The sequence below is a fragment of the Methylobacterium sp. M6A4_1b genome (genome assembly GCF_053345175.1).
Map to the genome: position 1 here is coordinate 38,596 of NZ_JBKEZQ010000012.1, position 25,970 is coordinate 64,565.

General features: G+C 73.4%; 28 protein-coding genes. 17 read left to right on the forward strand and 11 right to left on the reverse strand.

What is annotated here, in order from left to right; all coding sequences use genetic code 11:
- The first annotated feature begins 327 nt into the window (after positions 1-327).
- Together ACLBWX_RS13500 and murA are read left to right on the forward strand one after the other, a co-directional pair.
- Positions 328-525 carry a hypothetical protein gene (locus ACLBWX_RS13500; protein ID WP_447677665.1) on the forward strand — a complete coding sequence of 66 codons (198 nt, stop codon included), beginning with the start codon at positions 328-330 and terminating at the stop codon, positions 523-525.
- 174 nt (positions 526-699) lie between these two features.
- Positions 700-1,989, forward strand: a complete 1,290-nt coding sequence (gene murA / locus ACLBWX_RS13505) for a UDP-N-acetylglucosamine 1-carboxyvinyltransferase (RefSeq protein ID WP_447677566.1) — start codon at positions 700-702, stop codon at positions 1,987-1,989.
- 46 nt (positions 1,990-2,035) lie between these two features.
- Here the strand turns inward: murA and ACLBWX_RS13510 are convergent, their stop codons facing one another.
- Both ACLBWX_RS13510 and ACLBWX_RS13515 read right to left on the reverse strand, forming a co-directional pair.
- Positions 2,036-2,377: a hypothetical protein gene (locus tag ACLBWX_RS13510; RefSeq protein ID WP_447677567.1), complete on the reverse strand. Its 342-nt coding sequence runs from the start codon at positions 2,375-2,377 to the stop codon at positions 2,036-2,038.
- A 99-nt stretch (positions 2,378-2,476) separates the two neighbouring features.
- Entirely contained in the window at positions 2,477-3,604 is a 1,128-nt protein-coding gene (locus tag ACLBWX_RS13515; RefSeq protein ID WP_447677568.1) for a glycosyltransferase, read from the reverse strand.
- Positions 3,605-3,809: 205 nt separating this feature from the next.
- Between ACLBWX_RS13515 and ACLBWX_RS13520 the strand changes: the two genes are divergently transcribed.
- The 4 genes from ACLBWX_RS13520 to ACLBWX_RS13535 are packed head-to-tail and all read left to right on the forward strand — an operon-like array spanning position 3,810 to position 6,685.
- A complete protein-coding gene (locus tag ACLBWX_RS13520; protein ID WP_447677569.1) occupies positions 3,810-4,334 on the forward strand; it encodes a DUF2948 family protein in 525 nt (174 codons plus the stop codon).
- A complete protein-coding gene (gene hisD / locus ACLBWX_RS13525; protein ID WP_447677570.1) occupies positions 4,334-5,629 on the forward strand; it encodes a histidinol dehydrogenase in 1,296 nt (431 codons plus the stop codon). The genes ACLBWX_RS13520 and hisD overlap by 1 nt, the downstream gene beginning before the upstream one ends.
- A 7-nt stretch (positions 5,630-5,636) precedes the next feature.
- Positions 5,637-6,170 carry a UPF0262 family protein gene (locus ACLBWX_RS13530; protein ID WP_447677571.1) on the forward strand — a complete coding sequence of 178 codons (534 nt, stop codon included), beginning with the start codon at positions 5,637-5,639 and terminating at the stop codon, positions 6,168-6,170.
- Between the two features lie 53 nt (positions 6,171-6,223).
- Complete coding sequence (locus ACLBWX_RS13535; protein ID WP_447677572.1) at positions 6,224-6,685, forward strand: arsenate-mycothiol transferase ArsC; 462 nt, start codon at positions 6,224-6,226, stop codon at positions 6,683-6,685.
- Here ACLBWX_RS13535 and ACLBWX_RS13540 read toward each other — a convergent pair.
- On the reverse strand, positions 6,663-7,535 hold the full coding sequence (locus ACLBWX_RS13540; protein ID WP_447677573.1) for a C40 family peptidase: 873 nt from the start codon (positions 7,533-7,535) through the stop codon (positions 6,663-6,665). The genes ACLBWX_RS13535 and ACLBWX_RS13540 overlap by 23 nt on opposite strands.
- A 248-nt stretch (positions 7,536-7,783) precedes the next feature.
- On the opposite strand from ACLBWX_RS13540, the gene ACLBWX_RS13545 reads away from it, so the two are divergent.
- Positions 7,784-8,161, forward strand: coding sequence for a hypothetical protein (locus ACLBWX_RS13545; protein WP_447677574.1), 378 nt, complete (start codon positions 7,784-7,786; stop codon positions 8,159-8,161).
- Positions 8,162-8,237: 76 nt separating this feature from the next.
- Here the strand turns inward: ACLBWX_RS13545 and ACLBWX_RS13550 are convergent, their stop codons facing one another.
- From ACLBWX_RS13550 to ACLBWX_RS13570, 5 genes are all read right to left on the reverse strand, one after another.
- Positions 8,238-8,921, reverse strand: coding sequence for an SDR family oxidoreductase (locus tag ACLBWX_RS13550; protein WP_447677575.1), 684 nt, complete (start codon positions 8,919-8,921; stop codon positions 8,238-8,240).
- Positions 8,922-9,066: 145 nt separating this feature from the next.
- A complete protein-coding gene (locus ACLBWX_RS13555; protein WP_447677576.1) occupies positions 9,067-9,783 on the reverse strand; it encodes an MgtC/SapB family protein in 717 nt (238 codons plus the stop codon).
- Positions 9,784-9,834: 51 nt separating this feature from the next.
- Positions 9,835-10,536, reverse strand: a complete 702-nt coding sequence (locus ACLBWX_RS13560) for an orotate phosphoribosyltransferase (protein WP_447677577.1) — start codon at positions 10,534-10,536, stop codon at positions 9,835-9,837.
- A gap of 162 nt (positions 10,537-10,698) precedes the next feature.
- Positions 10,699-12,390 (reverse strand): methyl-accepting chemotaxis protein, encoded by a 1,692-nt coding sequence (locus tag ACLBWX_RS13565; protein ID WP_447677578.1) that lies wholly within the window; start codon positions 12,388-12,390, stop codon positions 10,699-10,701.
- A gap of 270 nt (positions 12,391-12,660) precedes the next feature.
- Entirely contained in the window at positions 12,661-13,575 is a 915-nt protein-coding gene (locus tag ACLBWX_RS13570) for an alpha/beta fold hydrolase (protein ID WP_447677579.1), read from the reverse strand.
- A gap of 445 nt (positions 13,576-14,020) precedes the next feature.
- On the opposite strand from ACLBWX_RS13570, the gene ACLBWX_RS13575 reads away from it, so the two are divergent.
- From ACLBWX_RS13575 to panC, 10 genes are all read left to right on the forward strand, one after another.
- The gene (locus ACLBWX_RS13575) at positions 14,021-15,031 is read left to right on the forward strand and encodes an AAA family ATPase (protein ID WP_447677580.1); all 1,011 of its coding nucleotides are present in this window, start codon (positions 14,021-14,023) and stop codon (positions 15,029-15,031) included.
- A gap of 8 nt (positions 15,032-15,039) precedes the next feature.
- The gene (locus ACLBWX_RS13580; protein ID WP_447677581.1) at positions 15,040-15,984 is read left to right on the forward strand and encodes a DUF58 domain-containing protein; all 945 of its coding nucleotides are present in this window, start codon (positions 15,040-15,042) and stop codon (positions 15,982-15,984) included.
- 42 nt (positions 15,985-16,026) lie between these two features.
- Complete coding sequence (locus tag ACLBWX_RS13585) at positions 16,027-16,485, forward strand: DUF4381 family protein (protein ID WP_447677582.1); 459 nt, start codon at positions 16,027-16,029, stop codon at positions 16,483-16,485.
- Between the two features lie 3 nt (positions 16,486-16,488).
- Positions 16,489-17,514, forward strand: a complete 1,026-nt coding sequence (locus tag ACLBWX_RS13590) for a VWA domain-containing protein (RefSeq protein ID WP_447677583.1) — start codon at positions 16,489-16,491, stop codon at positions 17,512-17,514.
- On the forward strand, positions 17,511-18,452 hold the full coding sequence (locus ACLBWX_RS13595; RefSeq protein WP_447677584.1) for a vWA domain-containing protein: 942 nt from the start codon (positions 17,511-17,513) through the stop codon (positions 18,450-18,452). The genes ACLBWX_RS13590 and ACLBWX_RS13595 overlap by 4 nt, the downstream gene beginning before the upstream one ends.
- The gene (locus tag ACLBWX_RS13600) at positions 18,452-19,360 is read left to right on the forward strand and encodes a tetratricopeptide repeat protein (protein WP_447677585.1); all 909 of its coding nucleotides are present in this window, start codon (positions 18,452-18,454) and stop codon (positions 19,358-19,360) included. Before ACLBWX_RS13595 ends, ACLBWX_RS13600 begins: the two co-directional genes overlap by 1 nt.
- On the forward strand, positions 19,354-20,742 hold the full coding sequence (locus tag ACLBWX_RS13605; RefSeq protein ID WP_447677586.1) for a hypothetical protein: 1,389 nt from the start codon (positions 19,354-19,356) through the stop codon (positions 20,740-20,742). Before ACLBWX_RS13600 ends, ACLBWX_RS13605 begins: the two co-directional genes overlap by 7 nt.
- A 25-nt stretch (positions 20,743-20,767) precedes the next feature.
- Positions 20,768-21,682: a class A beta-lactamase gene (gene bla / locus ACLBWX_RS13610; protein ID WP_447677587.1), complete on the forward strand. Its 915-nt coding sequence runs from the start codon at positions 20,768-20,770 to the stop codon at positions 21,680-21,682.
- A gap of 50 nt (positions 21,683-21,732) precedes the next feature.
- A complete protein-coding gene (locus tag ACLBWX_RS13615) occupies positions 21,733-22,134 on the forward strand; it encodes a hypothetical protein (protein ID WP_447677588.1) in 402 nt (133 codons plus the stop codon).
- Positions 22,135-22,233: 99 nt separating this feature from the next.
- Positions 22,234-23,091, forward strand: coding sequence for a pantoate--beta-alanine ligase (gene panC, locus ACLBWX_RS13620; RefSeq protein WP_447677589.1), 858 nt, complete (start codon positions 22,234-22,236; stop codon positions 23,089-23,091).
- 13 nt (positions 23,092-23,104) lie between these two features.
- Here the strand turns inward: panC and ACLBWX_RS13625 are convergent, their stop codons facing one another.
- The 3 genes from ACLBWX_RS13625 to dnaQ all read right to left on the reverse strand — a co-directional run bounded on the left by ACLBWX_RS13625 (position 23,105) and on the right by dnaQ (position 25,922).
- Complete coding sequence (locus ACLBWX_RS13625; RefSeq protein WP_447677590.1) at positions 23,105-24,562, reverse strand: extracellular catalytic domain type 1 short-chain-length polyhydroxyalkanoate depolymerase; 1,458 nt, start codon at positions 24,560-24,562, stop codon at positions 23,105-23,107.
- 66 nt (positions 24,563-24,628) lie between these two features.
- Positions 24,629-25,054: a CopG family transcriptional regulator gene (locus tag ACLBWX_RS13630; RefSeq protein WP_447677591.1), complete on the reverse strand. Its 426-nt coding sequence runs from the start codon at positions 25,052-25,054 to the stop codon at positions 24,629-24,631.
- Positions 25,055-25,199: 145 nt separating this feature from the next.
- The gene (gene dnaQ, locus ACLBWX_RS13635) at positions 25,200-25,922 is read right to left on the reverse strand and encodes a DNA polymerase III subunit epsilon (RefSeq protein ID WP_447677666.1); all 723 of its coding nucleotides are present in this window, start codon (positions 25,920-25,922) and stop codon (positions 25,200-25,202) included.
- Between the last annotated feature and the right edge of the window lie 48 nt (positions 25,923-25,970).

Sequence of the window (25,970 nt, forward strand, 5' to 3'; positions counted from 1 at the left end):
GGGGTCGCGGCCTCTGGCGGGATCGTTTCCACGCGGACCCTCGTGCGGGGGCCCCCGATGCAACCGATCTCGATGACGAGCCTGGCGCACACTCCGCGGAGAAGTTGCTGGCGACGCTCGCCCTGGCTCGGGTTTCCCCGACGCGGTGGCGACGATACAGGTGAACTTGGAATTGGTTCAAGTCGACATCCGCATTCCTGCTTTGCATCCATCGACCCGCGGATGCAAAGCCGACACGACGACGTGGCGACGATGCGTCGCGTCGGCCTTCCCGAGCCTTCGTGCCGCGCGCTATGCTTCACCCGCAGCCGGATCCCGCGACGCATGATGGACGACGAGACCGAAACCGGGCCTTCCCGCACGGAAACGCCCGAGGACACGTCCGGGCAAGCACCGACGAGCGCCGCCGATCAGAGGGCCGCGCGCCTGAAGGCGGCCCTGCGCGACAACCTGCGCCGGCGCAAGGCCCAGTCGCGGGGCCGGTCGGAATCCGGGCGAGCCGCCCCGCGCGACGGGGACGCATGATCGCGCGCCGCGAACCTCCTTTTCGACAAAACCCGGCTATAACGGTGCCGTTTCCACGTGGACGGCGCAGGTCCTGCCAGGTTTCGATCTGCCGGGTCTCGATGTCGAATGTCTCCGGCCGGCGGCGCGTGACGCGCCCTGGCCGGACCAGGTTTTGGGCAAGGTTTTAGAACGATGGACCGCATCAACATCATCGGCGGACGGCCGCTGCACGGGGTGATCCCGATCTCGGGCGCCAAGAACGCCGCGCTGCCCCTGATGATCGCCAGCCTGATGACCGGCGAGACCCTGGAACTCGGCAACGTGCCGCGGCTGGCCGACATCAACGCGCTCCTGCGCATCCTCGGCAATCACGGCGTCGACCACATGGTGGTGGGCAAGCGCCCGGGCCAGACCACCGAGACCGGCCAGACCATCCGCCTCACCGCCTCCAACGTCATCGACACCACGGCGCCCTACGAGCTCGTCTCGACCATGCGGGCGAGCTTCTGGGTGATCGCGCCGCTGCTCGCCCGCTTCGGCGAGGCCCGGGTCTCGATGCCGGGCGGCTGCGCCATCGGCACGCGTCCCGTCGACCTGCTGCTGATGGCGCTGGAGCGCCTCGGCGCCACCGTCGAGGTCGATGGCGGCTACGTCGTCGCCCGGGCCAAGAACGGACTGCGCGGCGGCGAGATCCACTTCCCCAAGGTGACCGTGGGCGGCACCCACGTGGCGCTGATGGCGGCGGCGCTCGCCAACGGCTCGACCCTGATCGAGAACGCGGCGCGCGAGCCCGAGGTCGTGGATCTCGCCGCCTGCCTCACCAAGATGGGCGCCCGCATCGAGGGCGCCGGCACGCCCCGCATCACCGTCGAGGGCGTCTCGCGCCTGCACGGCGCCCGCCACGACGTGCTGCCCGACCGGATCGAGACCGGCACCTACGCCATGGCGGTGGCGATGACCGGAGGCGACGTCACCCTGGAGAACACCCGCGCCGACCTGCTGCATTCGGCCCTCGACGTGCTCGCGACCACGGGCGCCGAGATCACCAGCGGCACCGACACGATCCGCATCCGGCGCAACGGCGGCGGCATCGCCGCGGTCGACGTCACCACCGATCCGTTCCCGGGCTTCCCCACCGACCTGCAGGCGCAGTTCATGGCGCTGATGACGCTGGCCAAGGGCCAGTCCAACATCCGCGAGACGATCTTCGAGAACCGCTTCATGCACGTGCAGGAACTGGCCCGCCTCGGCGCCCGGATCCGGCTCGAGGGCGACCTGGCCATCGTCGAGGGCGTCGACCGCCTCAAGGGCGCGCCCGTGATGGCCACGGATCTCCGCGCCTCCGTCTCCCTCGTCATCGCGGGCCTCGCGGCCGAGGGCGAGACCAGCATCAACCGGGTCTACCACCTCGACCGCGGCTTCGAGGCCCTGGAGGCCAAGCTCGCCCGCTGCGGCGCCGGGATCACCCGCGTCCGCAGCTGACGGCGGCGGCTCTCCGCCCCGGCCGGGGTGGAGAGCGCCCGGACGATCAGCCGCCGATCTCGCCGTGCTTGCGGCCGAATCCCGGGATGTCGCAGCCGCAGCGCGAGCCGTAGGGCTGCGGGCTGGTGACGCAGTTTCCGCGCTGGGTCAGGCAGAGGCGGCCGAACCCGCCACCGTAGCCGCGGGGGCGCCGGTCGTACCGGTCCTCGTCGTAGCGCCGGCGCTCGTAGCGGTCTTCGTCGTAGCGGCGCTCGAAGCGGCGCGGCCGGTCGTCGTCGCCGTAGTACTGCGCCCGCGCCTCGAAGGCGCCGAGGCCGGTGCCCAAAGTCGCCGCCGTGGCGAGCGCGAGGATCGTGGTCCTGATGGTCGTCATGGTCTTGCGCGTCATGGCGGGCTTCCCTCGCATGTGCCGTCTCGTCGCGGTCGGATCTAGCGGCCCCGGGCTGAACGCCAACTGAGGGCCGCGCCCGCGCGAGGCGGTGCCGTCTCAGCCGAGGATCCGCGTCACGAGGCGCACCAGCGGGAGCACGGCCCGGGCGACCCGGATCTGGCCCGGCAGCTGGCGCGGGCCGAGGGGACGATGGACGAGCCGCGGGCTGGCGCGCTCGGCCTCGGCCACGGCATGGCCGGCGAGGGGATGGGCCGCGACGCGGGCGGCGTCCGCGGCCCCGATCCGCAGGGCCCGGGCCCAGCCCCGCTCGGTGCCGAGGCGGCCCGCGGCGTGGAGCCGGCGGAGGCGCCGGCGCCAGGCGTAGCGGAACAGCGCCCGCGGCACCGATTCGAGGCGGGCGTCGCACAGGCTGTCGGGCTTCTCGCAGCGGGCCCGGATGGTGTCGGCCACGCCCCCCGGCGCCCGGCCCACGAGCCGCCCCGAGACCGTGACGAGGATGGAGGGGTCGTGCCGGACGTGCCGCCCTTGCGCGAGCAGCAGCGCCACGAAGGCGCCGTCCTCGCCCAGCGCGATCGCGGGCATGCCGCCCACCGCCCGGTAGGCCGCGACGCTGACGCTCAGGGTGGCGCCGATGGTGGTGCGGTGGCAGGGCCAGGGATCGTGCGGATCGGGATCGATGCGCGCCTCGGCCTCGGTGAGGAGGTCGCTGTAGATGTCCTCCCGGTCGCCGCGCCAGTGCAGGGAGGGCGGCAGCAGGGCGCGCTCGTCCGGATCGAGCTGGATGCGGCCGGCCACCGCGTCGGCGCCCCGATCCAGGGCGGCGCGGTTGCGCGCCACCCAGTCGGGGGGAACCCGGCTGTCGGCATCGGTCGAGAGGATCATCCCGTCGGCGCCGAGCCATTCGGCCGCCTGGTCCATCGCCTCGCGCCGGGCCCAGCCCGCATGCGCCCCGGCATGGTCGACGTTCGTGACCCGGACCGGGACCGACATCCGCGGCACGAGATCGGCGACGATCGCCGCGGTGGCATCGGTGCAGTTGTTGAGGAACAGCACCACCCCGAGGCTGCCCGGCGCGAGGCCGGTCTGGGCGTCGATCGCCTCCAGGCAGGCCGCGATGCGCTCGGCCTCGTTGCGCACCGGAATGGCGATCACCGCGCCGGGCGTGGCGGTCACGCCGGGCGGCACATAGGCCGCGCCGGGGAGAGAGGGGGATTCGGCCGACACGTCACGACTCCGTTCGCCGGCGAAGGGCCGGTGCAGCGACGCGTCCCTATCAGGTTCGCCAAGCGGGACAATGGCCGCGTCCGGCTCCCGGAATTCGGTCCGCCTGTTGCCGTGGACGGGTCGCCTCGCTACCTACGGCTCCCACACCTCGAACGGCCGCCTCCGCACCCGGGCCGGCCCGCCCACAAGAGCGCGACACCCGATCATGGAGTTTCTCAGGCTCGCCGCCCTCGACGCCGAAGACCTGGGCGTCATCTCCGCCCACCTGCAGGACGCGATCCTGAAGGCGAGCGACCTCGCCTATCTCGGGGGGCAGCACCGCTTCGTCCTGGTGGCGCGCCGCTTCGACTGGTCGGCGGAGGACGGCGCGCCCCCGCGCCGCCGCCTCACCGGCATGCATTTCGACCGGGTGCTGCGGGTGCGCAGCCGTGGCCTCACCCCGGGGGCCGGATCCGACGCGCCCCTCGAACTCCTCGCCATCACCTTCGCGCCCACCGAGGCGCCCTCCGGCACCGCCACCCTGGTCTTCGCCGGCGGCGCGGCGATCCAGCTCGACCTCGAATGCATCGAGGTGCAGCTGAAGGATCTCGGGCCGGTCTGGGAGGTGGGGGGGCGGCCCGACCACGAGGCGGTGGCCGCCGGCCGCGCCGCGATCGCGGGCGACGGCTCCAGGGAAAACGCCGGGGGGGAAAACGCCGGCAGGGAAAACGCCTCCGAGGGAAACGCCTGATGGTCCGCCTCGATTCCCGCGACGAAGACTTCGCCGCCGCCTTCGCGCGCCTGCTCAGCGTCAAGCGCGAGATCTCGGAGGATGTCGACGAGACCGTCCGCGGCATCATCGCGGGCGTGGTCGCGGGCGGCGACGCGGCGCTGGTCGACTACACCCGCCGCTTCGACCGGTTCGGCGCGGAGTTCACCGTCGACTCCCTGCGGGTGACGCCGGCCGAGATCGCGGCGGCCGTCGCGGCCTGTCCGGCCGAGGCCCTGGAGGCCCTGCGCTTCGCGGCCGCCCGCATCGAGGCGTTCCACGCCGCGCAGGTGCCGGGCGACCACATGGCCACCGACAGCCTGGGCGTCACCGCCGGCTGGCGCTGGACGGCGCTCGAATCCGTCGGCCTCTACGTGCCCGGCGGCACCGCGAGCTATCCCTCCTCGGTGCTGATGAACGCGATTCCCGCCCGCGTCGCGGGGGTGCCCCGGGTCGTCATGGTGGTGCCGATGCCGGAGGGCACGATGAATCCGCTGGTGCTCGCCGCCGCGCAGCTGGCCGGCGTCGACGAGGTCTACCGGGTCGGCGGCGCCCAGGCGGTGGCGGCGCTGGCCTACGGCACGGACACGATCGCGCCGGTGGCCAAGATCGTCGGCCCCGGCAACGCCTGGGTGGCGGCGGCCAAGCGCCGGGTGTTCGGCCAGGTCGGGATCGACATGATCGCCGGCCCCTCCGAGGTGCTGATCCTGGCCGACGCGCATGCCAATCCCGACTGGGTGGCGGCCGATCTCCTGGCCCAGGCCGAGCACGATGCCGCGGCCCAGTCGATCCTGATCACCGATTCCGAGGTCCTGGCCGACAACGTCGCCGAGGCGGTGGAGCGCGCCCTGACCACCCTCCCCCGCGCCGAGATCGCCCGGGCGAGCTGGCGCGACTACGGCGCCATCGTGGTGGTGCGCACCTTCGACGAGGCGGTGCCCCTGGTCGACCGCCTCGCCCCGGAGCACCTGGAGATCGAGACGGCCGACGCCGAGACGCTCGCCGCCAAGGTGCGCAACGCGGGGGCGATCTTCCTCGGCGCGCACACGCCGGAGGCCATCGGCGACTATGTCGGCGGCCCCAACCACGTCCTTCCCACCGCCCGCTCGGCGCGGTTCTCCTCCGGGCTCGGCGTCCTCGACTTCATGAAGCGCACCACGATCCTGCGCTGCGACCCGGCGGCCCTCCGGGCGCTGGGACCCTCGGCCATCGCGCTGGGACGGTCGGAGGGCCTGGAGGGCCACGCCCGCTCCGTGGCGATCCGCCTGAACCTGTGAGGGCCTGATGTCCGGTGCGGCCAAGTCGAGCGTAGCGAATTCCCAGGACGCCAAGGCGCCGGAGGCGAAGGCGAAGTCGCCGCACCGCCTCGCGGTGGTGACCCTCGACGAGGAATCGATCGGCCGGGGCAACCCGGACCAGGAGCACGAGCGCGCCATCGCGATCTTCGACATCCTGGAGGACAACAGCTTCACGATCCCCGGCCGCGAGGGCCCCTACGCCCTCACCCTCGGCCTCGTGGAGAGCAAGCTCGCCTTCGTCATCAAGCGCGAGGACGGCGAGCCGGTGATGACCCACCTCCTGTCGCTGACCCCGTTCCGCCGGGTGATCCGCGACTACGAGATGATCTGCGAGAGCTACTACAACGCGATCCGGACCGCCTCGCCGACCCAGATCGAGGCGATCGACATGGGCCGGCGCGGCCTGCACAACGAGGCCTCCGACCTGCTGCGCCAGCGCCTCGAGGGCAAGGTCGACCTCGACCACGACACCGCGCGGCGCCTCTTCACCCTGGTCTTCGCCTTGCACTGGAAGGCCTGACCGGTAAGCCCTGAGCCGCGATCCCTCTCGAAGTGCGAGGCTGAGACGACCGGATGGCGGACGCGACCGGCCCGAAGAAGACGCGCGTGCAGTCGGCCCTGTTCATGTGCAACTTCAACGCCGTGCGCTCGCTCGCGGCGGAGGCCATCGCGCGCCACTACTTCGGCAGGTCGATCTACGTGCAATCGGCCGGGGTGCGCTCCGGCGAGCCGGCCGACCCGTTCATGGTGGCGGCGCTGGACGAGATCGGCATCGACGCGGCGCGCCACAAGCCGCGCACCCTGGCCCAGCTCGAGGAGTGGGAGGGGCTGAACTTCGACCTCATCGTCACCCTGGCGCCGGAGGCCCACCACGCCGCCCTGGAGCTGACCCGCACCAACGCGGTCGAGGTCGAGTACTGGCCGACCCCCGACCCGACCGTCATCCAGGACGGCACCCGCGAGCAGCGCCTCGACGCCTACCGCGACGTCCGCGACGGGCTGGTCTACCGGATCAAGATGCGGCTGAAGGGCTGAGGCGCCGGAGCGACCTCACCGGGCCGTAGCTCTTCTCGCGGATGCGGGCGACGGCCTCGCGCAGGGGTTCCACCGCCACCGCCATGTGGTGGCCGTTGGCGTGGATCAGGCGGGTGGCGTCGAGCATCAGCCCGACATGGCCGCGCCAGAACACGACATCGCCGCGCTCCAGCCCCTCGAAGTCCGGGGGCAGGGCCTCGCCGAGGCCGCGCTCCTGCTGGTCGGCGTCGCGCGGCGCCGCGATCCCGGCCTGCGCGAGGCAGAGCTGGAGGAGGCCCGAGCAGTCGAGGCCGAGGCTGGTCCGCCCGCCCCACAGATAGGGCGTGCCGACGAGGCGCTCGGCGGTGGCGGCGTAGTCGGGCTCGACCGCAGCGAGGGGCGCGCAGTGGCCGGCGAAGACGTAGCCGCCCGCGATCCGGAGATAGTCGCCCTGGCTCTCCGTCGGACGGATGCGGGCGCCCAGGGTGAGCCAGCCGCTGGCGGGCTGCTTCAGGTCGGGCCCGGGATAGAGGAAGCTGCGCAGGGCGATGACGCGATGGGTCGGCGTCTCGGCGAGGCCGAGGGCCGCCTCGGGCAGGTAGCCGACATAGCCGTCATGGGCGAACTGGACGAAGGCGAAGCCCTCCTCGGCGCCGTAGGCGGTCACCGCGTCGCCCATCACCGCCTCGGTCTCGAGGCCGGCATCGAAGCGGGGCGTGCGGCGCAGGGGCGCCGAGGGCACCACGACGGAGCGCGCCTCGCCCGCCACGTAGCGCTCGGCCTCGACATGGCCCCGCAGGCGGATGTCGGCGATCTCGGGCCGGGCCGGCACGAGGCGGGAATCGGAGAGATCGAACGGACAGGCCTGCATGGCCGGGACTATCCGCCCTCGCCGGCCGCACCGCAACCGGTCGGATGGGTCGGCGGGCGGCGCGTCATTTCGACGCCCGGGCCTGCCCAATCCACCGGCAGGGCGCTTCCGGCCCATGCAGGTTCCCTCACGGAGGCTCCGGCAGCGCTGACCGAAAATCCATCACGCCGCCGCGATGCACCGAACGCGCGGGTCTCCCGCGAATGTGTGCACTGCACAAATCCACGGAACGCGCGTATGTTCGATCGATGCCCCAAGCGAGTCGCGCCGTGAAGAAGACCTCGAAGTCCTTCCAGGATCTCCCGCCGATCCGCGTGCGGCGCGAGCCGCCGACCATCCCCGAGGCCGTCGCCGCGGCCCAGGACCTCGCGGACGACATCGAGCAGCAGGTGGAGATCGCCGCCGGGCTCATCGGCCTGCCGGCGGAAGCGGTCCGCGAGCACGTGGTCGCCGCCGCCAAGGCGAAATCCGAGGCCAGGCCCGAGCGACATTCCGAGCGGATGCCGGAGCGCATCCTCACCGCCGCCGGCCCGAGCCGGGCGCCGCGCACGGTCATCGTCGAGCGCCGGACCCGGCCGCCGGTGGTGGTCGAGCGGCGCGGGCGCCCGCCGATCGGGCGCCCCTGACCGCGGGTCCGGCTCTCGCCCCGACCCGGAGCGTTTGACCGGCCACCGGTCCAGCGTCCTTGCCAGTCCAGCGACTTTACCAGTCCAGTGTCTTGCCGGTGTAGTCGAGATAGGCCGTGCCGGTCCGTCCGAGCTGGGCCGTGATCACGTCCACCATGCCGGTCACGCTGGTGCCGACGTCGATATCGGCATCGGCCCCGCCCATCTCGGTGCGGACCCAGCCCGGATGCAGCAGCAGCACCCCGAAGCCGGCCTCGTGGTGGCGGATCTCGAAGCTGCGCACCAGGGTGTTGAGGGCCGCCTTGCTCGCCCGGTAAGTCTCCCAGCCGCCGGATTCGTTGAGGCCGACGCTGCCGAGGATCGAGCTCATGAAGGCGACGAGGCCCTGGGGCGCGAGCTGGTCCAGGAAGGTCTCGGCGAAGCGCACCGGGCTCACCGCGTTGGTGAGGTAGACCTGGGTGGCGACCTCGCGCGGCACCAGGTGCAGCGGCTCGTGGGCCTGCGTCGCCACGCCGGCCACCACGAAGATCAGGTCGAAGCTCTGTCCCGCCAGGCGGTCGTGCAGGGCGGCCACGGCCCGATCGTCGTCGATGTCGGCGGTCTCGACCGTGAGGGCGTCGGAGGCGAGCGCGGCGAGGCCCGGGGAGGCCGAGCGCTGGGTCGCGGTCACCCGCCAGCCGCGTTGGAGAAAGGTCTCGACGAGGCCGAGCCCGAGGCCGCGCGAGGCCCCGACGATGAGGGCGTTCTTCTGGGATGCCATGGTGATCCGTGTCCCTGGTTCGCGAATAAGGGCCGGTCGCCCGGGGGCCGCGCCGCCCTTCGCTCGGTGGGGAGGTTGGACGGATGAGCGGCTCCGGCAATCCGGGCCGCCGGCGCCGAGGTGTGCGGGCGCACCCGCGCGTCCCTCAATCCGCCGTCTGCACCGACCAGGTCGCGTGCTCGATGCTGGGCATCCGCCCGAGCTCCGCCACCACGGCGTCGAGTTCGGCGCCGGCCACGGCCGTCGCCACCAGGGTCGCCACCACCTCGACGGTGTCCTCGCCCCGCTCCACCACCTCGATGCCGCCGACGGGGTACTGCGCCGCTTCCAGGCGCTCGACCAGGAGGTCGCGAGAGGGGCCGGCGGCCTCCGCCTGAACCGTCACCTGCACCTCGTAGGTCGCCTCGGTCTGGCTCTCGTCGATGGGCGCGCGGTTGATCGCGTTGACCAGCGGCCGCAGCAGGGTGTTGCCGGCGAGCACGGCGGCCGTGACGAAGGTCGCCTCCAGGGGAAAGTCGGCCCCCGCGAAGGCGCCGACGGCGGCCGAGCACCACAGGGTCGCGGCGGTGTTGAGGCCGCGGACGTTCATGCCCTCCTTCATGATCACGCCGGCGCCGAGGAAGCCGACGCCCGAGATCACGTAGGCCACGGTGCTCACGGCGCCGCGCGAGCCCTCGAGCCGCATGCCGAGGTCGACGAAGGCGGCCGCCCCCACCGCCACCAGGACGTTGGTGCGCAGGCCCGCCGTGCGCTGCCGGTACTGGCGCTCGGCCCCGATCAGGGTGCCGAGCCCGAAGGCGACGAGGAGGCTGATCGCCGAGTTGACGGCTTCGGGCAGCGGCCCGGACAGGAAGGGGGTCATCGTCCTGCCCTGACGCGGTCCCGTGACGGGACCATGACGGCGCGGCCGGGATCAGGCCTGCGGGTAGTCGGAGATGCCGCCATGCGCGGCCGACCACTTGGCGGGCTCGTGCAGGAAGCTCTCGACCTCGGCGAGGATCTTCGGGTCGAAATGGCCGCTCTCCTTGGCCACCGCCAGCACGTCCCACCAGGTGGTGAGGTAGTGCAGCTGGATGCCCAGATCCGCCATGAGTTCGCGGCTGTTGGGGAAGATGTCGTAGAAGAACATCACGAAGCAATGATCGACCTGGGCGCCCGCGTCGCGCAGGGCCTTGCAGAACAGCGCCTTGCTGCGCCCGTCCGTCGCCAGATCCTCCACCAGCAGGGTCTTCGCGCCCTCCACCACCTCGCCCTCGATCTGGGCGTTGCGGCCGAACCCCTTGGCCTTCTTGCGCACGTACTGCATCGGCAGCATCAGCCGGTCCGAGATCCAGGCCGCGAAGGGGATGCCGGCGGTCTCGCCGCCGGCCACGTGGGTGATCGACTCGTAGCCGATGTCGCGCACGATGGTGGCGGCGGCGAAGTCGTTGAGCGTCGAGCGCAGGCGCGGATACGAGATGATCTTGCGGCAGTCGATGTAGACCGGGCTCGCCCAGCCCGAGGTGAAGGTGAAGGGCTTGTCCGCGTAGAAATGCACCGCCTTGATCTCGAGGAGCATCTTGGCCGCCTCGCGGGCGATCACGGCGCGGTCGATCGGCAGGAAGGAGGTCGTCATGCGCGGGGTTCGCTCTCGTGCGGGCGGCGGCCGCGGCCCGTCCCGCCTCCGGGAGGGGCCGCGCATCCGTCTGAAGGGTGGGTTCTCCTTCCCGCCAACCGCCAGGGGCGTCAACCCTGAGGAGCCGCCAAAGCCCCGCTCGGGCCGTCTTCGAAGCCCCGCTCAGGCCGCCTTCACGTCGGCGAGGAAGCTCCCGACCTCGCGGGTCAGGCTCTCCGAGTGCCGGGCGAGTTCCTGGGCGGCCCCGAGCACCTGGGAGGCCGCGGCCCCGGTCTGGCCCGCCCCCTCGCGCACCCCGGCGATGTTCGTGGTGACCGCGTCGGTGCCGTGCGCCGCCTCCAGGACGTTGCGGGTGATCTCCTGGGTCGCCGCGCCCTGCTGTTCCATGGCGGCGGCGATCGAGGCGGCGTGCGCCGACATCTCGGCGATGATCCGGCCGATGGCCTCGATGTCGGTCACCGCCTCCTGGGTCGCGCTGCGGATCTCGGCGATGCGCTCGCCGATCTCGCCCGTGGCCCTGGCGGTCTGGCTGGCGAGTTCCTTCACCTCGGTGGCGACCACGGCGAAGCCTCGGCCCGCCTCCCCGGCGCGGGCCGCCTCGATGGTGGCGTTCAGCGCCAGCAGGTTGGTCTGCGCGGCGATGCCGGAGATCACCTCGACGAACGCGCCGATCCGCTCCGTGGTGCCGGCCAGGCGCCGCACGGTGGCGTCGGTGCGGGACGCGTTCTCCACGGCCTGATCGGCGATGCGGGCCGACAGGCTGACCTGGCCCACGATCTCCTGCACGGAGGCCGACATCTCCTCGCTGGCGGCGGCCACGGTGCGGACGTTGGCGGAGGTCTCCTCGGCGGCGTCCGCGACGATCACGCTCTGCTGGTTGGTCTGGGACGCGACGCTGCTCATCGACTGGGCCGTGGCCTCCATCTCCGTGGCGGCGCCGGCCAGGCCCTGGGTCAGGGCGGAGACGTTGGACTCGAAGCGCTTCGTGAGGGCGTCGAGGCGCTGTGCGCGGCGCATCTTGGCCTCGTCCTCGACGGCCTGGGCGGCGGCGAGGCGGCGGGTTTCCGTGGCGTTGTCCTTGAACACCTGCAGCGAGCGGGCGAGCTGACCCACTTCGTCCCGGCGCGCGGTGCCCTCGACCGCCACCGTGAGGTCGCCCGAGGCGAGACGGCCCATCGCCGCCGTGATGCGGGCGAGCGGACGGGTGACGCCGTAGACCATGATCAGCACGAGGAGACCGGCCGCGAGGGTCAGACCGATGGCTGCGGTCACCACGAGGCTGCGAGACGCGCGCTCCGCCGTCTCGGCGGCGTGCTGCCTGGCCGCCTCCAGATCCCTCTTGAAACTCACGACACGGGCCGCCAGGGTCCCGGTCACGTTGTCCCTGGCAGGGGCGACTTCGCTTCGGGACATGCGGGCGGCCATCTCGGTCTCGTTGCGCAGGCCATGCGCGATCGAGCGGTCGGCGGCGGCGAAGAACGTTTCGAGATCGGCGCGGATGGCGAGGTTGACGCTCCGGCGCTCCGGGGAATCGGCCAGGGCGGTGAGCTGATCGATCGCCGCGAAGGCCGCCTTTGGCCGGGCGCGATACTTGGCGTTTTCGTCCTGCATCACCGCCATATCCGTCTCGATGATGATATTCTTCTCCGCGATCACCGCGTCCTTGACGGCCAGGGCCATGTCCTGGGCCACGAGCGCCCGGGTCGCATGCAGATCCGTGATCTCCTTCGTGTTCCGATTGAGATCGGCGAGGCTGGTGCAGGCCAGAAACACCAGTCCCACGGCCACGAGCATGAGAATCACGCTCGGAACGAAGACTTTTCCGAGCATCTTGAGGTCGTTGAAGGCGCGCACCACAGCTCTCCGATACCGCATCGGCGTGGATCCACCCCGGATCGCGCCAACGTCCGATGCTCAGCGCGGCTTCGTACACGCCTTGATTGAATCAAAGATTAATCCCTCGTTTTATTTCTGCTCTGCTCTGGAATGTCAGTCGAGACCGAAACTTTGTTCGACTGATTGGAACCCTTTTCAGAATACCGGAGTTCCACGGCTGGCTTTCGTCCATCACGGGCTGGCCCTGTCCCTTCGCCGCCATCGCGACCGCAGGGACCATCCGCGCGTTCACCCCAGGAAGGTTTGCAGCGCCGCCAGGGTCGCTTCGGGGTTCTCCTCGGCCAGGAAATGGCCGGAGGCGACCTCGGCGGCGACGGCGCCCGGCGCGAAGGTCCGCTGCCAGGCGGCGAGCGGCGTCTCCGCGCCGCGGTCGAGGTAGCCGTCGCCGGTGAGGATCAGGGTCGGGCAGGCGAGCCGGCGCCCGGCGGCGAGGTCCGCCAGATCCGCCTCGCGGTCGCGGGTGGCGCCCGCCCGGTAATCCTCGCAGAAGGCATGGATGCGCTCGGGCACGCCCCAGGCCTGCCGGTAGAGATGGAGAGCGGCGGGGGCGAAGGCCTCGAGGGACTTGTCCCCGCTCCAATCGCGCAGGAGCCCCTCGAAATAGGAATCCGCATCGCGGCCGATGGCCTGCTCGGGTCCCGGCGCGGCCCCGGCCAGGAAGTGCCAGTGCGAGGACCGATGCGGCGACGGCTTGCGCGGGTCGGCCTCGATCCGCTCCCACTGGACCAGGGTCGGCAGGATGTCGAGGAGGGCGAGGCGCGCGATCCGCCCCGGCTCGTCCAGCGCGAGGCGGTAGCCGATGCGGGCGCCCCGGTCGTGCCCGACGAGGGCGAAGTGCACGTGGCCGAGGGATTCCATCACCGCCGCCACCTCGGCGCCCATCGTCCGCTTGGCGTAGGCCTCGTGGCGCGGGTCGCCCTCGGGCGCGGCGGACCAGCCGTAGCCCTTGAGGTCGAGGCAGATCACGCGGTGGCGCTCGGCGAGGGCCGGCGCGATCCGGTGCCAGCAGGCATGGCTCTGCGGGAAGCCGTGGAGGAGCAGCACCGGCGTCCCGTCCTCCGGCCCGCCGATGCGGGCGAAGAAGCGCCCGGCCGGAATGTCGATCCAGGGGGCGGCGAAGCGGGGGAAGAGATCGGTGGTCACGGGCGGCGCCTCCGGCGGGGACCGGGGGAACGCACGGGGCCGGACGCCGGTTCGCGGTCGCGGACGGCACCGTTTCCGGTCGGGGGTCGGGGAGGTCCCGGCACAGCCCTGACCGATCGTCAGGATTTCGTCCCGTGAAGGCCGCCGGGTGCTGCGCGGGCGTGGCCCCCAGGCGAAAGCGCTCTGAGCCGGAACGGACAAGGTTCCCCGCAGACCTCGCCCGCAAAGTTGTGTTCGGACAGGGCGCCCGGGCGGTGCCCTGCGGCCTCGCGGATGCCGGGGCGGGATTGACGCCCGCCCCGCGCAGCGGGCACACCCGAAGGCGGCGGATCACGCAAGAATCCGACCCAAAAAACATTTCCGAGGAGACGCGCATGGACCGGCCCACCGTTCCGGCCCCACACATGATCCGGGCGCTCCGTCCGGCCGACGCGAGCCCGTCCGCATGAGCGGCGCGGCCCTCGCCGAACGGCCGGCCACCGGCGCCCCCCCCGTGGACGCCGCCCTGCGGGCACGCATCCTCGCGCTCCGGGACGGCCTTCTGCACGGGCTCATCGGCGCCGACGCCATGGTCGAGCGCCTCCTCATCGGCCTCCTCACCGGGGGCCACCTCCTCATCGAGGGCGCCCCCGGCCTCGCCAAGACCCGCGCGGTCAAGCGCCTGTCGGACGGGCTCGACGGCAGCTTCGCCCGCATCCAGTGCACCCCCGACCTGATGCCGGCCGACCTCACCGGCACCACGGTCTGGCGCCAGGATGCCGGCGACTTCGCGTTCCTGCCCGGTCCCCTGTTCCACTCCCTCGTCCTCGTCGACGAGGTGAACCGCGCGCCGCCGAAGGTGCAGTCGGCGCTGCTCGAGGCCATGGCCGAGGGCCAGATCACGGTCTCGGGCCACACCCATGCCCTGCCCGACCCGTTCATGGTGGTGGCGACCCAGAATCCGATCGAGCACGCGGGCACCTTCCCGCTGCCCGAGGCGCAGCTCGACCGCTTCCTCCTCCACGTCCTGGTGGAGATGCCCGACGAGGCCGCCGAGCGCCGCATCCTCGATCTCGTGGAGGGCGAGCTCAACCACCACGCCGAGGCGATGCCGGTGCGGCTCTCCGTCGAGGAGATCCGCGCCGCCCGCGCGGCCGCCCTCAACGTCTACGTCTCGCCCGCCCTCAAGGACTACCTCGTGCGGCTGGTCGCCGGGACCCGCACGGACGCGGCGGCCCCGGACCTGCGCGCCGCCATCGAGCACCCGGCCTCCCCGCGCGGCACCCTGGCGCTGATGGTGGCCGGCAAGGCGCGGGCCTACCTGCGCGGCCGCGACCACGTCATCCCCGAGGACGTGGCGGAGCTCGCCGCGGACGCGCTGGCCCACCGCATCGGCCTGACCTGGCGCGCCGCCGCCGAGGGCCAGACGGCCCGGGGCATCATCCGCGGCCTCGTCCAGCGCGTGCGGGCGCTCTGAGCGCGCCCATGACCGTGCCGAGCCCGGCCCCCGCCGACCCGCCGGGCACCGACCCGCTGATGGCGCCGGGCATCCACCTGTCCGGCGAGGCGCTGATGGGTCTGCGCCACCTCGCCCGGCGCGGCTCCGGCCCGGCCACCCGGACGCTGGCGGGTCTGCCCGGCGGGATCGTGACGCGGCGCCGCGGGCGCGGCTCCGAGCCGGACGACGTGCGCCTCTGGTCCGAGGGCGACGACCGCCGCCACATCGACCGCAACGCCACCGCCCGCACCGGCATCCTGCACGTGCGCACCCACCACGACGAGCGCGACCGCGCCGTGGTGCTGCTGGCGGACATGCGGCCCTCGATGCTGTTCGGCACCCGCCGCGCCCTGCGCTCGGTGGCGGCGGCGGAGGCCCTGGTCCTGCTCGGCTGGCGCATCGCCGGCGACGGCGGCCGCATCGGCCTCGTCGCGATCGGTGCCGGCGAGCCCGTGGTGGTGCGGCCCGCCGGCGGCGAGCGGGCGATGACCGCGCTCACCGGCGCCCTGGCGCTGGCCCATGCCCGCGCCCTGGCCGACGGCGCCGCCGAGGACCCGCCCCTCGCGCCGGCCCTGACCCTCGCCCGGAGCCTGCTGCCCTCCGGCGGCCACCTCGTCATCGGCAGCGCCCTCGACGCGCCGGGCACGGATTTCGACCCGCTCCTGACGATCATGGCCGAGCGCCTGTCGATCCGCCTCGTCCTCGTGAGCGACGCCTTCGAGCGCGCCCGGCCGCCGGGCTTCTACCCCTTCGCCACGCCGGACGGCCGGCGCGGCACCGTGCAGGCGAGCCGGGCCGACCGGGCCTCACCCGGCACCGATGCCCGGCTCGTCGCCTATGCCCAGCGCGGCATCGCGGGCCTGCGCCTCGACGTCGAGGCCGGTCCGGAAGCCTACGCGCCGCTGATGGAGCGCCTCGATGCGATGCTGTAGGGCGCCAGGCTCTCGGGTCTTAAGTCGACCGGGAGCGGCACGGTGACGCCCGAGGCCCCGGCGGGGCTCGAGCAGCTGCGCGGCCTGCACCTGCCCGCCGAGACGGGCGGGGCGCAGGGCGCGGTGATGCTGGCCATCGCGCTCGGGTTCACGGCGGCCCTCGTCCTCGGCCTGCTGCGCCTGCTGCGGGCGCGCCGGCGCGGCTCGGTCCGGCGCGCGGCCCTGGCCGACCTCGCCGCCGCCGGCGCCCTGCCGCCGGAGCGCCGCCGGGTGGCGCAGGCGCAGCTGCTGCGCCGCCTCGCCCGCACCCTCCAGGGCGACGCGGCGGCGGATGCGCAGGGAATCGCCTGGGCCACCGCCCTCGACCGTCTCTTCGCCACGACCTTCTTCACCGCCGGCGCGGGCCGCGTCTTCGCCGAGGGGCTCTACCAGCGCGGCGCGCCCGAGCCCGGCGCGGTGGATGCCGAACTCGCCCGGCTGTTCGCCCGGATCGGGGCCTGAGCCATGCTGGACGGAATGCTGCCGCACTGGCTCACCGGCCTCGCCTCGGCCTTCGACCTCGCGAGCCCCTATGCCCTCCTGCTCCTGCCCCTGCCGCTCCTGGCGGCGCGGCTGATGCCGCCCGAGCGGGTCGGGGCGAGCGGCGCCCTGCGGGTGCCCCCCTCCCTGGTGGCCGAGGCCGCCCGCGGCGACAGCGTGGCGGCGCGCGGGCGCGGCCGCACCCTCCTGGTCTGGACCCTGTGGGCGGCCCTGGTGGTCGCCCTGGCGGGGCCGCGCCTCATCCTGCCGGCCACCGCCCTGCCGGCCTCGGGCCGCGAGATCATGCTGGTGATGGACCTCTCGGGCTCGATGGAGCGGCGCGACTTCGCCCTCGACGGCCAGACGGTGACCCGGCTCGCCGCGGTCAAGCGCGTCGGCACCGACTTCATCCGCCGCCGGGCCGGCGACCGCATCGGCCTCGTCATCTTCGCCAACGAATCCTACGTCGCCGCGAGCCCGAGCTTCGACACCGCCACCGTCGCCCGCGCCCTCGACGAGGCGACCATCGGCCTCGTCGGCCGCTCCACCGGCATCGGCGACGGCCTCGGCCTCGCCCTCAAGCGCCTGACCCCGGCGGGGCCGGAGGTCGAGGGCGCGCCGGTCGCCACCGCCAAGGTGGTGATCCTGATGACCGACGGCGCCAACAATGCCGGCCAGACCACGCCCCGGGACGTGGCCGGCCTCGCCAAGGAGCTCGGCGTCCGGGTCCACACCATCGCGCTGGGTCCCCGCGACCTCTCCAACGCCGACGGCGAGCAGGACGTCGTCGACACCGAGACCCTGCGGGACATCGCGGACCTCACCGGCGGCCGCATGTTTCGCGTGAAGACCACCGACGACCTCGTCGCCATGGCGGAGGCCATCGACGCGATCGAGGGCGGGCGCGCCAAGGCGCCGCCGGTGCCCCTGCGCAAGGACCTCTGGCCCTGGCCCGCCGCCCTCGCCTTCCTGGCCGCGGCCGGCCTCCTCGCGTCGCGGCGGACCGCATGAGTTTCCTCGACACCATCCTCGCCACCTCCGCGATCCTGCGGCCCTGGTGGCTGGCGGCGATCCCCCTCGTGGCCGCCCTGGCGCTGCGCGCCGCCTGGCGCTCGGCCCCGCTCGGGGATTGGACCCGGGCCGTCGATCCCGGCCTGATGGCGCTGCTGGACCGGCGCGGGGCGGTGCTCGGCGGACGCCGGCAGGCGAACCTCGCCGCGGCGATCGCGGCCGGACTCGTCGCCCTGGCGCTGACCGGCCCGGCGGTGGAGCGCCCGGACGCCGCCACCTTCCGCAACCTCGACGCGACCGTGGTGGTGGTCGACCTGTCGCGCTCCATCGCGGAGGGCGGCCACCTCAAGGACGTGCGCCAGGTCGCCCAGGGGGCCGCCGAGGCCGCCGGCACCCGCAGCGTCGCCGTAGTGGTCTATGCCGGGGACAGTTACCTCGCCGCGCCCCCCACCACGGACCGGGACGCCCTGTCCGCGACCCTCTTCGCCCTCGACGGCGACACCGTGCCGGACCGGGGCACCCATCCCGAGCGCGGCCTGGCGCTCGCCCGCCGCACCCTGGAGGAGGCCGGCGTGATCGCGGGCGACGTGGTCCTCCTCACCGACGGTGACGGCATCGGCGACGCGGCCCTGCGCGAGGCGGCCGCGATCCGGGCCAAGGGCTGGCACCTGCACGGTCTCTTCGTGCCCGCCGGACCCGGCCTGCCGGCGGGCTCGCCCAGGCCCGACCGGGGCGCCCTCGAACGCCTGACCGAGGCCGGCGCGGGCCGCTTCGCCCTCCTGGACAGCCCGGCCCCGGTCCTCGACGCGGTGGGCGCCAGCACCGCCCAGCACCTCGCCGCCGGGGGCTACACCGTGCTGGCCTTCGCCGATCTCGGGCGCTGGCTCGTGCTGCTGGCCCTGCTGCCGGCCCTCGTCCTGTTCCGCAGGAGCGCCTGATGGCGACCGGTTCGTTGTCCGCCCGCCTGCCCGTCCTTCCCCGCGGATGGACCCGTTGGGCGCGCCTCGCCGCCCTCGGGCTCGCGGGCGCCGGCATCCTCGGCCTCACCGCCACGGCGCAGCCGCGCACCCGCCTCGGCCGCGCCCTGATGGGGGCCGGCCTGCCCGGGGCCGCCGCCCGGGTCTTCGACGATCCGGCCTGGCGCGGCCCGGCCCTCTATCAGGCCGGGCGCTACGACGAGGCCGCCGCCCTGTTCCGCAACGGCGGGCGGCGCAACAGCTACAACCTCGGCAACGCGCTGGCGAAGGCCGGCGACCTGCAGGGGGCGCTGGACGCCTACGACGCCGCGCTCCAGTACAACCCGCGCGACGCCGACGCGCAGGCCAACCGCTCGCTGATCGCCCGCCTCGTCGACGAGGGCGCCGGCGATCCCGGCAAGGGCGGGGGCGTCGCCAACGCCACGGCCACCGTGGGCGCCCGCTACAACAAGACCTCGAACCAGGATCCCAACGACGACACCCAGGCCACCTCCAGCGGCGAGGGCCTGGCCGGCAACAAGGAGGGCGGCACCACCTCCTCGACGCCGGGCAACAGCAAGGTCGCCCGGCGCGGCAAGGCCGAGCAGGTCTCGGTGGATTCCGGCAAGGGCGAGGCCCGCGGCTCGGCCAGCGACGCGGCCGGGCGCGGCCGCACGGGGGCGGGCTCGGCCATGGTCGCGGCGGCCCCCGAGCGGGAGGTGCGCCGGGTGACGAAGAGCTTCGAGGCCCACGAGATCCGCCCCGACCGCCTCTGGCTGCAGACCCTGCCGGACGATCCCGGACGGTATCTCAAGCTGCGCCTGAAGGCGGAGCAGGCGGCGCGGGTGGAGGCCGGCACCGCCGTGCCGGGGGGGAGCAACCCATGGTGAGTGTGCCGAACCGCATCGCGACGACCCTCCCCCCACAGACCTCGGGCAAGCCCGAGATCTGCCTCGGGGTGCGCGAGTCGGGCAGGCCCAACTCGCCGTGGGGGAGGGGTGTCGCGGCGCGTCTCGCCCTCGTCCTCACGCTCCTCGCCCCCCTCCCCGCCCGCGCCGAGATCGGCCCCGGCGACCTCACCCTCACGGTGACCCCGGAGCGCAACGGCAACGCCGATCCGTTCTCCCGCGAGATGGTACTGCTGCGCATCCACGGGGTCTACCGGCAGCCGATCCTGCTGGAGGAGGTGATCCAGCCGTCGCTGGCCAATTTCAGCTGGACGCAGCTCGGCCGCGACGCCTGGTCGAAGACCCGCCTGCCCGACGGGCAGGTGGCGATCGCCTTCGACCGGGTCGTGGCGATCTTCCCGCACCATCCGGGCGACTTCACCATCGATCCGTTCCTGCACCGCCTCACCGTCAACGACGGCGGCCAGCGGGTCGTCGTCGACGTGCCCTCGGCCCCCGTGACGCTGCCCGTCGCCACCTGGACGAAACCCGTCGGCGGCCCCGACGCCAAGGAGCCGTGGTGGCTGCCGGCCAAGGACGTCACGATCACCGATTCCTGGAGCCCCGATCCCGAGACGGTGAAGCTCGGCGAGACCACCCGGCGCATCGTCACCCTGGAGGCGCAGGGCATGGTCGCCGAGGGGCTGCCGCCCCGCCCGGTGATGCGCACCCGCGGCATCCTCACCTTCGCCGGGCCGGTCACCCGCGAGACCCTGATCACCCCCGCCGGACCCGTGGCCCGCGTGACCTACCAGTGGGACGTGCGCCCCGCGATCGCGGAGATCATTCCCCTCGACGCGATCGTGATCCCGTGGTTCGACACCGTCTCGCGGACCCTGCGCGAGGCCGAGATCCCGGCCCGCCAGATCGGCGGCGGCCTGCCCGACCGGGACGACGAGGCGAAACCCGTCCTGCCGGCCTCCCCCCTCGTGGTGGCGACGGCGGCCCTCGGCGCCTTCGGGCTCGGCCTCGTCCTGCTCGGCTTCGGCCCCGGGGGCCGCCCCGGACGCCGGCGCCTCGACGCCCGGACGCGCAGGGCGCTGGGCCGCGCCGCCGCGGCCCGGGATGCACGGGCCTTCCGGACCCAGCTCGATCCCGTGCTCCTGGAGCAGCCGGACCTCGCCCGCGCCTGGCGCGCCGACCCGGCGATCGCCGCGGGCCTCGAGGCTCTCGATGCCAGCCTGTACGGGCCCGGCACCGCGGCGGCGCCCGACCTGCCGGACCTCGCCCGCGCCCTGGGACGCCCCGTCGTCGCGGCAGCGCCGGCCGCGGCGGCGTCCGCCCGCCTCGCCCCCCTCGACGGACGGGCGCGGACCGCACCGTGACCTCGCCGCGACCTCCTGGAATTCCATGCGCCTGACGCGACGGACCGTCCTCGGGGCAGGTGCCCTTCTGCCCGCGTTGACCCGGCCGGGCGCGGCGCAGGCCCGGCCGGATCGCGGAACCGCCGGCCGGTTCGCCGAGGCCGAGGCGGCGCTCGCCCGGATCGCCGGAGGACTCGGCGGCCGGGCCGGGATCGCCGTCCTCGACTCGGGCGGCGGACCCGCCCTGCTGCACGACGCCGAGGCCGCCTTTCCGCTGTGCAGCACCTTCAAGCTGCTCCTCGGCGCCGCGATCCTGACCCGGGTCGAGGCCGGCCGTGAACGGCTCGACCGGCGACTCGCCTATGGCGAAGCCGACCTCGACGCCTACGCGCCCGTCACCGGGGGCGCGCTGAAGGCGGGCGGCCCGGAGGCCGGGGCGATGTCCGTGGAGGCCCTGTGCGCGGCCGCCATGGTCTGGAGCGACAACACCGCCGCCAACCTCCTGCTCGGCGCCCTCGGCGGGCCCGCGGCCCTGACCGCCTGGTGCCGGGACCTCGGCGACCCGGCGACCCGCCTCGACCGGACCGAGCCCGCTCTGAATTCGGCCGTGCCCGGCGATCCCCGCGACACCACCCGTCCCGCCGCGATGGCGGCGAGTCTCGCAAAGATCCTCCTCGGCCCGACGCTGACGGAGGCCGGCCGCGCCCGGCTCGAGGGCTGGATGACGGCCTCCCGCACCGGGACGAAGCGTCTTCGAGCCGGGCTTCCGGCAGCGTGGGGTGTCGGCGACAAGACCGGCAGCGGAGCGAACGGCACCGCCAACGTGGTGGCGCTCCTGCGCCCGCCGGCCCGGGCTCCCCTGGTGGCGGCGGTCTACCTGACGGGATCGGACGCCCCGAGCGAGGCCCGCGACGCCGCCCACGCGGCGATCGGCCGGGTCATCGCGGAGACTTATGGTTAATGCTCGGTTCACGCCTGCCTGCCACCCTCGTCCGGCGAGGAGTGGACCCGATGCGGCGTGGCAATGTGGCGATCAGACGGGGCGGCCCGGTGTCGGCGCTCGTGCTCCTGGCCGGGCTGGTCACGGTCCCCGCCGGTGCGGCGGATTTCGGTGGTCTCACCTTCCCGACCCCCGGCCGCGCGGCCGAGGGCTACGCGGCGGAGCCCAAGGGCCTGCCGCGCTACTTCCCGCGGGCGGAGGAGGATGGCGGCGTGATCCACCGCGCACCGGTGCCGCGCCGGCGGCTGGCCGGCTGCATTCCCCGCCGGGTTCCCATCCCCACCGATGCACCCGGCGACCCGAGCTATGTCGGCTCGGCCTACGGCCTCGGCAAGCCGAGCTATTACGGCTTCACCCCGCCCCTCGGGGTGGACGATCCCTACGGCCGGCCGCTGCGGCCCTATTGCCCCTGAGGCGTCTGGCATCCGCGCGGCGATGCGACTAGGTCTCGCGCCCGAGGCGCGATTCCCCTGCCGGGGTCCCGCCGAAGGTCTGCCGAGGACGAGCTGCCGATGTCCGATCCCACTCCCCTGCTCCGGTTCACGGCCGTCGCTCCCTTGCGCGCAGAGGTCGCCGCCTGGCGCCTTGCCGGCGAGCGGGTGGTGCTGGTGCCGACGATGGGGGCGCTCCATGCCGGCCACATCGCCCTGATGGCGCGGGCGCGCAGCCTCGGCCGGCGCGTCGTGGCGAGCATCTTCGTCAACCCGATCCAGTTCGGTCCGAACGAGGATTTTTCGCGCTACCCCCGCGACACCGCGGCGGACCTCGCCCAGCTGGCGGAGGCGGGCGTCGCTGCCGCCTACCTGCCGGAAGTCTCCGGCATGTACCCCGCGCATTTCTCGACCCGGATCGAGGTCGGCGGTCTCACGGAGGGCCTGTGCGGCGCCCACCGGCCCGGCCACTTCTCCGGCGTCGCCACGGTGGTGACCAAGCTCCTCAACCAGGTCCAGCCGGACTGCGCCCTCTTCGGCGAGAAGGACTACCAGCAGCTCCTGGTGATCCGTCGCGCCGTGCGCGACCTCGACCTGCCCGTGGAGATCCTCGGCGTCCCGACCCTGCGGGAGGCGGACGGCCTCGCCCTGTCCTCGCGCAACCGCTACCTCGCGCCCGATGAGCGGGCGCGCGCGCCGCGCCTCCACGCCGTCCTGTCCGAGATCGCCGCGGACCTCGCGGCCGGCGCGGGCGCCGGTCCCCTGATCGAGAGGGGGCGGGTTGCGCTGGCGGCGGCGGGATTCGAGCCGGTGCAATACCTCGAGGTCCGCGATGCCGAGACGCTGGTGCCGGTCGAGCGCGCGACCCGGCCGGCCCGGGTGCTGGCGGCGGCCTATCTCGGCCGCACGCGCCTCATCGACAACGTCGCGGTGGGCTGATCCGCCGGACCGCTCAGGCCCGGCCCGCCGCCAGGGAATTGGCCCGGAAGAAGTCGAGCATCGCCCGTGCCGCATCGGGTCCACGCGGATCGGTGTAGCTGCCGGCCGGGCTGCCGCCGGACCAGGCATGGCCGAGGCCGCGCACGATCCAGCCCTCCACCGCGACCCGGCCGTCCGCGTCGGCGTAGCGGGTGCGGGTGTAGGGCAGGCCGCCCGGGCTCACGGCCTCGGCCGCCTCGGGCGTCAGCCCGTCGATGCCGGCCTGGGCCAGCGCCTGCTCGCCGTTGCGCGGGTTGACGGTGCCGTCGCTCTCGCCGTGGAACACGATGGTGGGCACCCGCACCGTGGACACGGCGCAATCGGCGGCGGCCACGGGGCCGAGGCGCATCACCGTGAGGGCGGTGGAGACGTCGCGGGCGCAGCCCGCCGCGAGGCCGGAATGGATCCCCACCGCGGCGTAGAGGTCGGGATAGACCCGGGCGATGTTGACCGCCGCGGCGCCGCCCGCCGACAGGCCGGCGATGTAGACGCGAGTCGGGTCGACCCGGTGCTCGGCGATGATCGCGCGGGTGAGCCCGGCGATGATCCCGGCCTCGCCGGAATCCCGGTCCTGGTCGACGGGCTGAAACCAGTTCCAGCAGCGCTGGCCGTTGGCACGCCCGCTCTGGGCCGGATAGGCGACGAGGAAGCCCTCGGCCTCGGCGAGGGCGTTCATGCCGGTGCCGGCGGCGAAGTCGTCCGGCGATTGGGTGCAGCCGTGCAGCATCACCACCAGCGGCAGATTGGGACGGGCGTCGCTGGGAACGAAGAGCTTGTAGTCCCGCGCGCCGGCCGCGTTGGCGAAGCTGTGCTCGGTGAAGCTGCCGCCTTCGGTAAGGGGCGCGCGGGCCTGGTTGATGCCCGAGGCGCCGAGGCCGCCGGCCAGCCCCGAGACGAGGGTGCCGAGATTGCCGACGAGGCCCCCGCCCGGAAGACCGGAGCCTGCGGGACCCGGGGTGCCCGGGTTCGGGATGCCGTGCCCGGCCTTCCCGAGGCCGCCGAGCACCGGGGCGATCCCCCGCGTCACCGTCTCGACGACCTTGCGCAGCTTCTCCGGCAGGATGGCGGCGAGACCGGCCTCCTCGCCGGCGGCCGGACCCGGCTTGGAAGAACCTGGCTTGGAAGAACCTGGCTTGGAGAAACCCGGCCTGGAGGCGGAATCCGCGGCGGGCTTGACCGACGCCCCGGACCGGTCGCCGGCGGGACCGGTCTCGATGCGCTCGGCCACCAGGTCGATGGTGCGGGGTTCGGCGGCCGGAGCGGTGTGCCCCGGTTGGGGCCGGGACGCGGCCGATGCGCCGGCGAAGCCGCGCTGCAGCAGATCCGTCGCGTCCTGCAGGCGTCCGGCGGCGGTGAGGCGCGTCGCCTCCATCATGTCGGCGAGGCGGTTCTGCATCCGGTTCGAAGGGTCGGTCTTCGAAGAATCGGTCATGGGTTTCGCTTTCCGGCTCGACGGGGTGTCGAACCATGAGGTCGGGAACGCGGGTTGGGACGCAGTCTAGAGAAAGCGGTCGGCGAGGGCCGCCTCCACGCCCGGGGTCGCCTGCAGGCTCCCCATGACCTCGATCGACGCGATGGCGTCGCGGGCCAGTTCCGGGCTGACGTCGGGCGCGATGCTGGCGAGCCCGAGGACGCGGATGTCGAGGCGGATGCCGCTGGCGCGGGCCGCCTCGAGTTCGGCCCGCTCGTAGCGGCGCAGGCCGAGTTCGACCCCCTTGCGGGCGACGGATTGCCGTGTGACGTCGCCGTGGCGGGCGATCTGGTTGCGCACGGCCGTGCGGATGAAGTCGCTTCGGTTGGCGTAGACGCTCTCGGACACGAGAAGATCGATGTGGCCGAGGTCGACGTAACCGAGATTGATCGTGATCTTCTCGGTGTCACCGACCCGGATCGGCGCCCTGGGCTTGTCCTCGAGATCGAGCATCGTACCTTCCCGCTACCATCCACCAGGATGGTATATGGGAGATCTTTGCTGCGATGCAACATGGGCGGCACGATGCATCGCAGCATCGCGCGACCTGTTCGGTGGGACGGCGGATCCGCGCCTGCGCGGGCAGGCTCGGCGGCCCCTAGGCCGTCTCCTCCCCGCCGAGGTAGTCGCCCCAGACCGCCCCGCCGCCGAGGGTGGCGATGAAGGCCGCGTGTCGGGCGCGCTCGGTCTCGCCGAGCCGGTGGCGCAGCCGGCGCGGGCCGACCGGCACGGCCTCGCCGGCATCCCCGATCACCACCACCTCCTCGACCTCCGTCATGGCGAGCCCGAGACTGGTCTGCTTGCCGCCGAGGAGCTCGACATAGACCTCGGCCAGGATCTGCGCGTCGAGGAGCGCGCCGTGCTTGGTCCGCCGCGTGGTGTCGATGCCGTAGCGCGAGCACAGGGCGTCGAGGTTGTTGGCCGCCCCCGTGTGCTTGCGGCGGGCGAGCTGCAGGGTGTCGACGACGTCGGCGAGGTCGATGGGCGGAGGGGCGGACGCGCCGAGGCGGGCATATTCCATGTTGAGGAAGCCGACGTCGAAGGGCGCGTTGTGGATCACCAGGGGCGAGTCGCCGCAGAAATCGCGGAATTCGTCGACGATGTCGGCGAAGAGCGGCTTGTCGGCGAGCATGGCATCCGAGATCCCGTGCACCGCGAAGGCGCCCTGAGAGACCGGCCGGGTCGGATTGACGAGCTTGTGGAAGACTTTGCCGGTCTGGACGTGATTGATCAGCTCGACGCAGCCGATCTCGATCAGGCGGTCGCCGTTCTTGGCGTCCACGCCGGTGGTCTCGGTGTCGAGGACGATCTCGCGCAGCATCGAAGGATCCTGGAGGGTGGCGTTCGGCCACCGGACCATGCGCCCTCC

Coding starts and splice junctions, on each gene's coding strand:
- ACLBWX_RS13500 (WP_447677665.1), top strand. CDS start 328: ATGGACGACGAGACCGAAACCGGGCCTTCCCGCACGGAAACGCCCGAG.
- murA (WP_447677566.1), top strand. CDS start 700: ATGGACCGCATCAACATCATCGGCGGACGGCCGCTGCACGGGGTGATC.
- ACLBWX_RS13510 (WP_447677567.1), bottom strand. CDS start 2,377: ATGACGCGCAAGACCATGACGACCATCAGGACCACGATCCTCGCGCTC.
- ACLBWX_RS13520 (WP_447677569.1), top strand. CDS start 3,810: ATGGAGTTTCTCAGGCTCGCCGCCCTCGACGCCGAAGACCTGGGCGTC.
- hisD (WP_447677570.1), top strand. CDS start 4,334: ATGGTCCGCCTCGATTCCCGCGACGAAGACTTCGCCGCCGCCTTCGCG.
- ACLBWX_RS13530 (WP_447677571.1), top strand. CDS start 5,637: ATGTCCGGTGCGGCCAAGTCGAGCGTAGCGAATTCCCAGGACGCCAAG.
- ACLBWX_RS13535 (WP_447677572.1), top strand. CDS start 6,224: ATGGCGGACGCGACCGGCCCGAAGAAGACGCGCGTGCAGTCGGCCCTG.
- ACLBWX_RS13540 (WP_447677573.1), bottom strand. CDS start 7,535: ATGCAGGCCTGTCCGTTCGATCTCTCCGATTCCCGCCTCGTGCCGGCC.
- ACLBWX_RS13545 (WP_447677574.1), top strand. CDS start 7,784: ATGCCCCAAGCGAGTCGCGCCGTGAAGAAGACCTCGAAGTCCTTCCAG.
- ACLBWX_RS13550 (WP_447677575.1), bottom strand. CDS start 8,921: ATGGCATCCCAGAAGAACGCCCTCATCGTCGGGGCCTCGCGCGGCCTC.
- ACLBWX_RS13555 (WP_447677576.1), bottom strand. CDS start 9,783: ATGACCCCCTTCCTGTCCGGGCCGCTGCCCGAAGCCGTCAACTCGGCG.
- ACLBWX_RS13560 (WP_447677577.1), bottom strand. CDS start 10,536: ATGACGACCTCCTTCCTGCCGATCGACCGCGCCGTGATCGCCCGCGAG.
- ACLBWX_RS13575 (WP_447677580.1), top strand. CDS start 14,021: ATGAGCGGCGCGGCCCTCGCCGAACGGCCGGCCACCGGCGCCCCCCCC.
- ACLBWX_RS13580 (WP_447677581.1), top strand. CDS start 15,040: ATGACCGTGCCGAGCCCGGCCCCCGCCGACCCGCCGGGCACCGACCCG.
- ACLBWX_RS13590 (WP_447677583.1), top strand. CDS start 16,489: ATGCTGGACGGAATGCTGCCGCACTGGCTCACCGGCCTCGCCTCGGCC.
- ACLBWX_RS13595 (WP_447677584.1), top strand. CDS start 17,511: ATGAGTTTCCTCGACACCATCCTCGCCACCTCCGCGATCCTGCGGCCC.
- ACLBWX_RS13600 (WP_447677585.1), top strand. CDS start 18,452: ATGGCGACCGGTTCGTTGTCCGCCCGCCTGCCCGTCCTTCCCCGCGGA.
- ACLBWX_RS13605 (WP_447677586.1), top strand. CDS start 19,354: ATGGTGAGTGTGCCGAACCGCATCGCGACGACCCTCCCCCCACAGACC.
- bla (WP_447677587.1), top strand. CDS start 20,768: ATGCGCCTGACGCGACGGACCGTCCTCGGGGCAGGTGCCCTTCTGCCC.
- ACLBWX_RS13615 (WP_447677588.1), top strand. CDS start 21,733: ATGCGGCGTGGCAATGTGGCGATCAGACGGGGCGGCCCGGTGTCGGCG.
- panC (WP_447677589.1), top strand. CDS start 22,234: ATGTCCGATCCCACTCCCCTGCTCCGGTTCACGGCCGTCGCTCCCTTG.
- ACLBWX_RS13625 (WP_447677590.1), bottom strand. CDS start 24,562: ATGACCGATTCTTCGAAGACCGACCCTTCGAACCGGATGCAGAACCGC.
- ACLBWX_RS13630 (WP_447677591.1), bottom strand. CDS start 25,054: ATGCTCGATCTCGAGGACAAGCCCAGGGCGCCGATCCGGGTCGGTGAC.
- dnaQ (WP_447677666.1), bottom strand. CDS start 25,922: ATGCTGCGCGAGATCGTCCTCGACACCGAGACCACCGGCGTGGACGCC.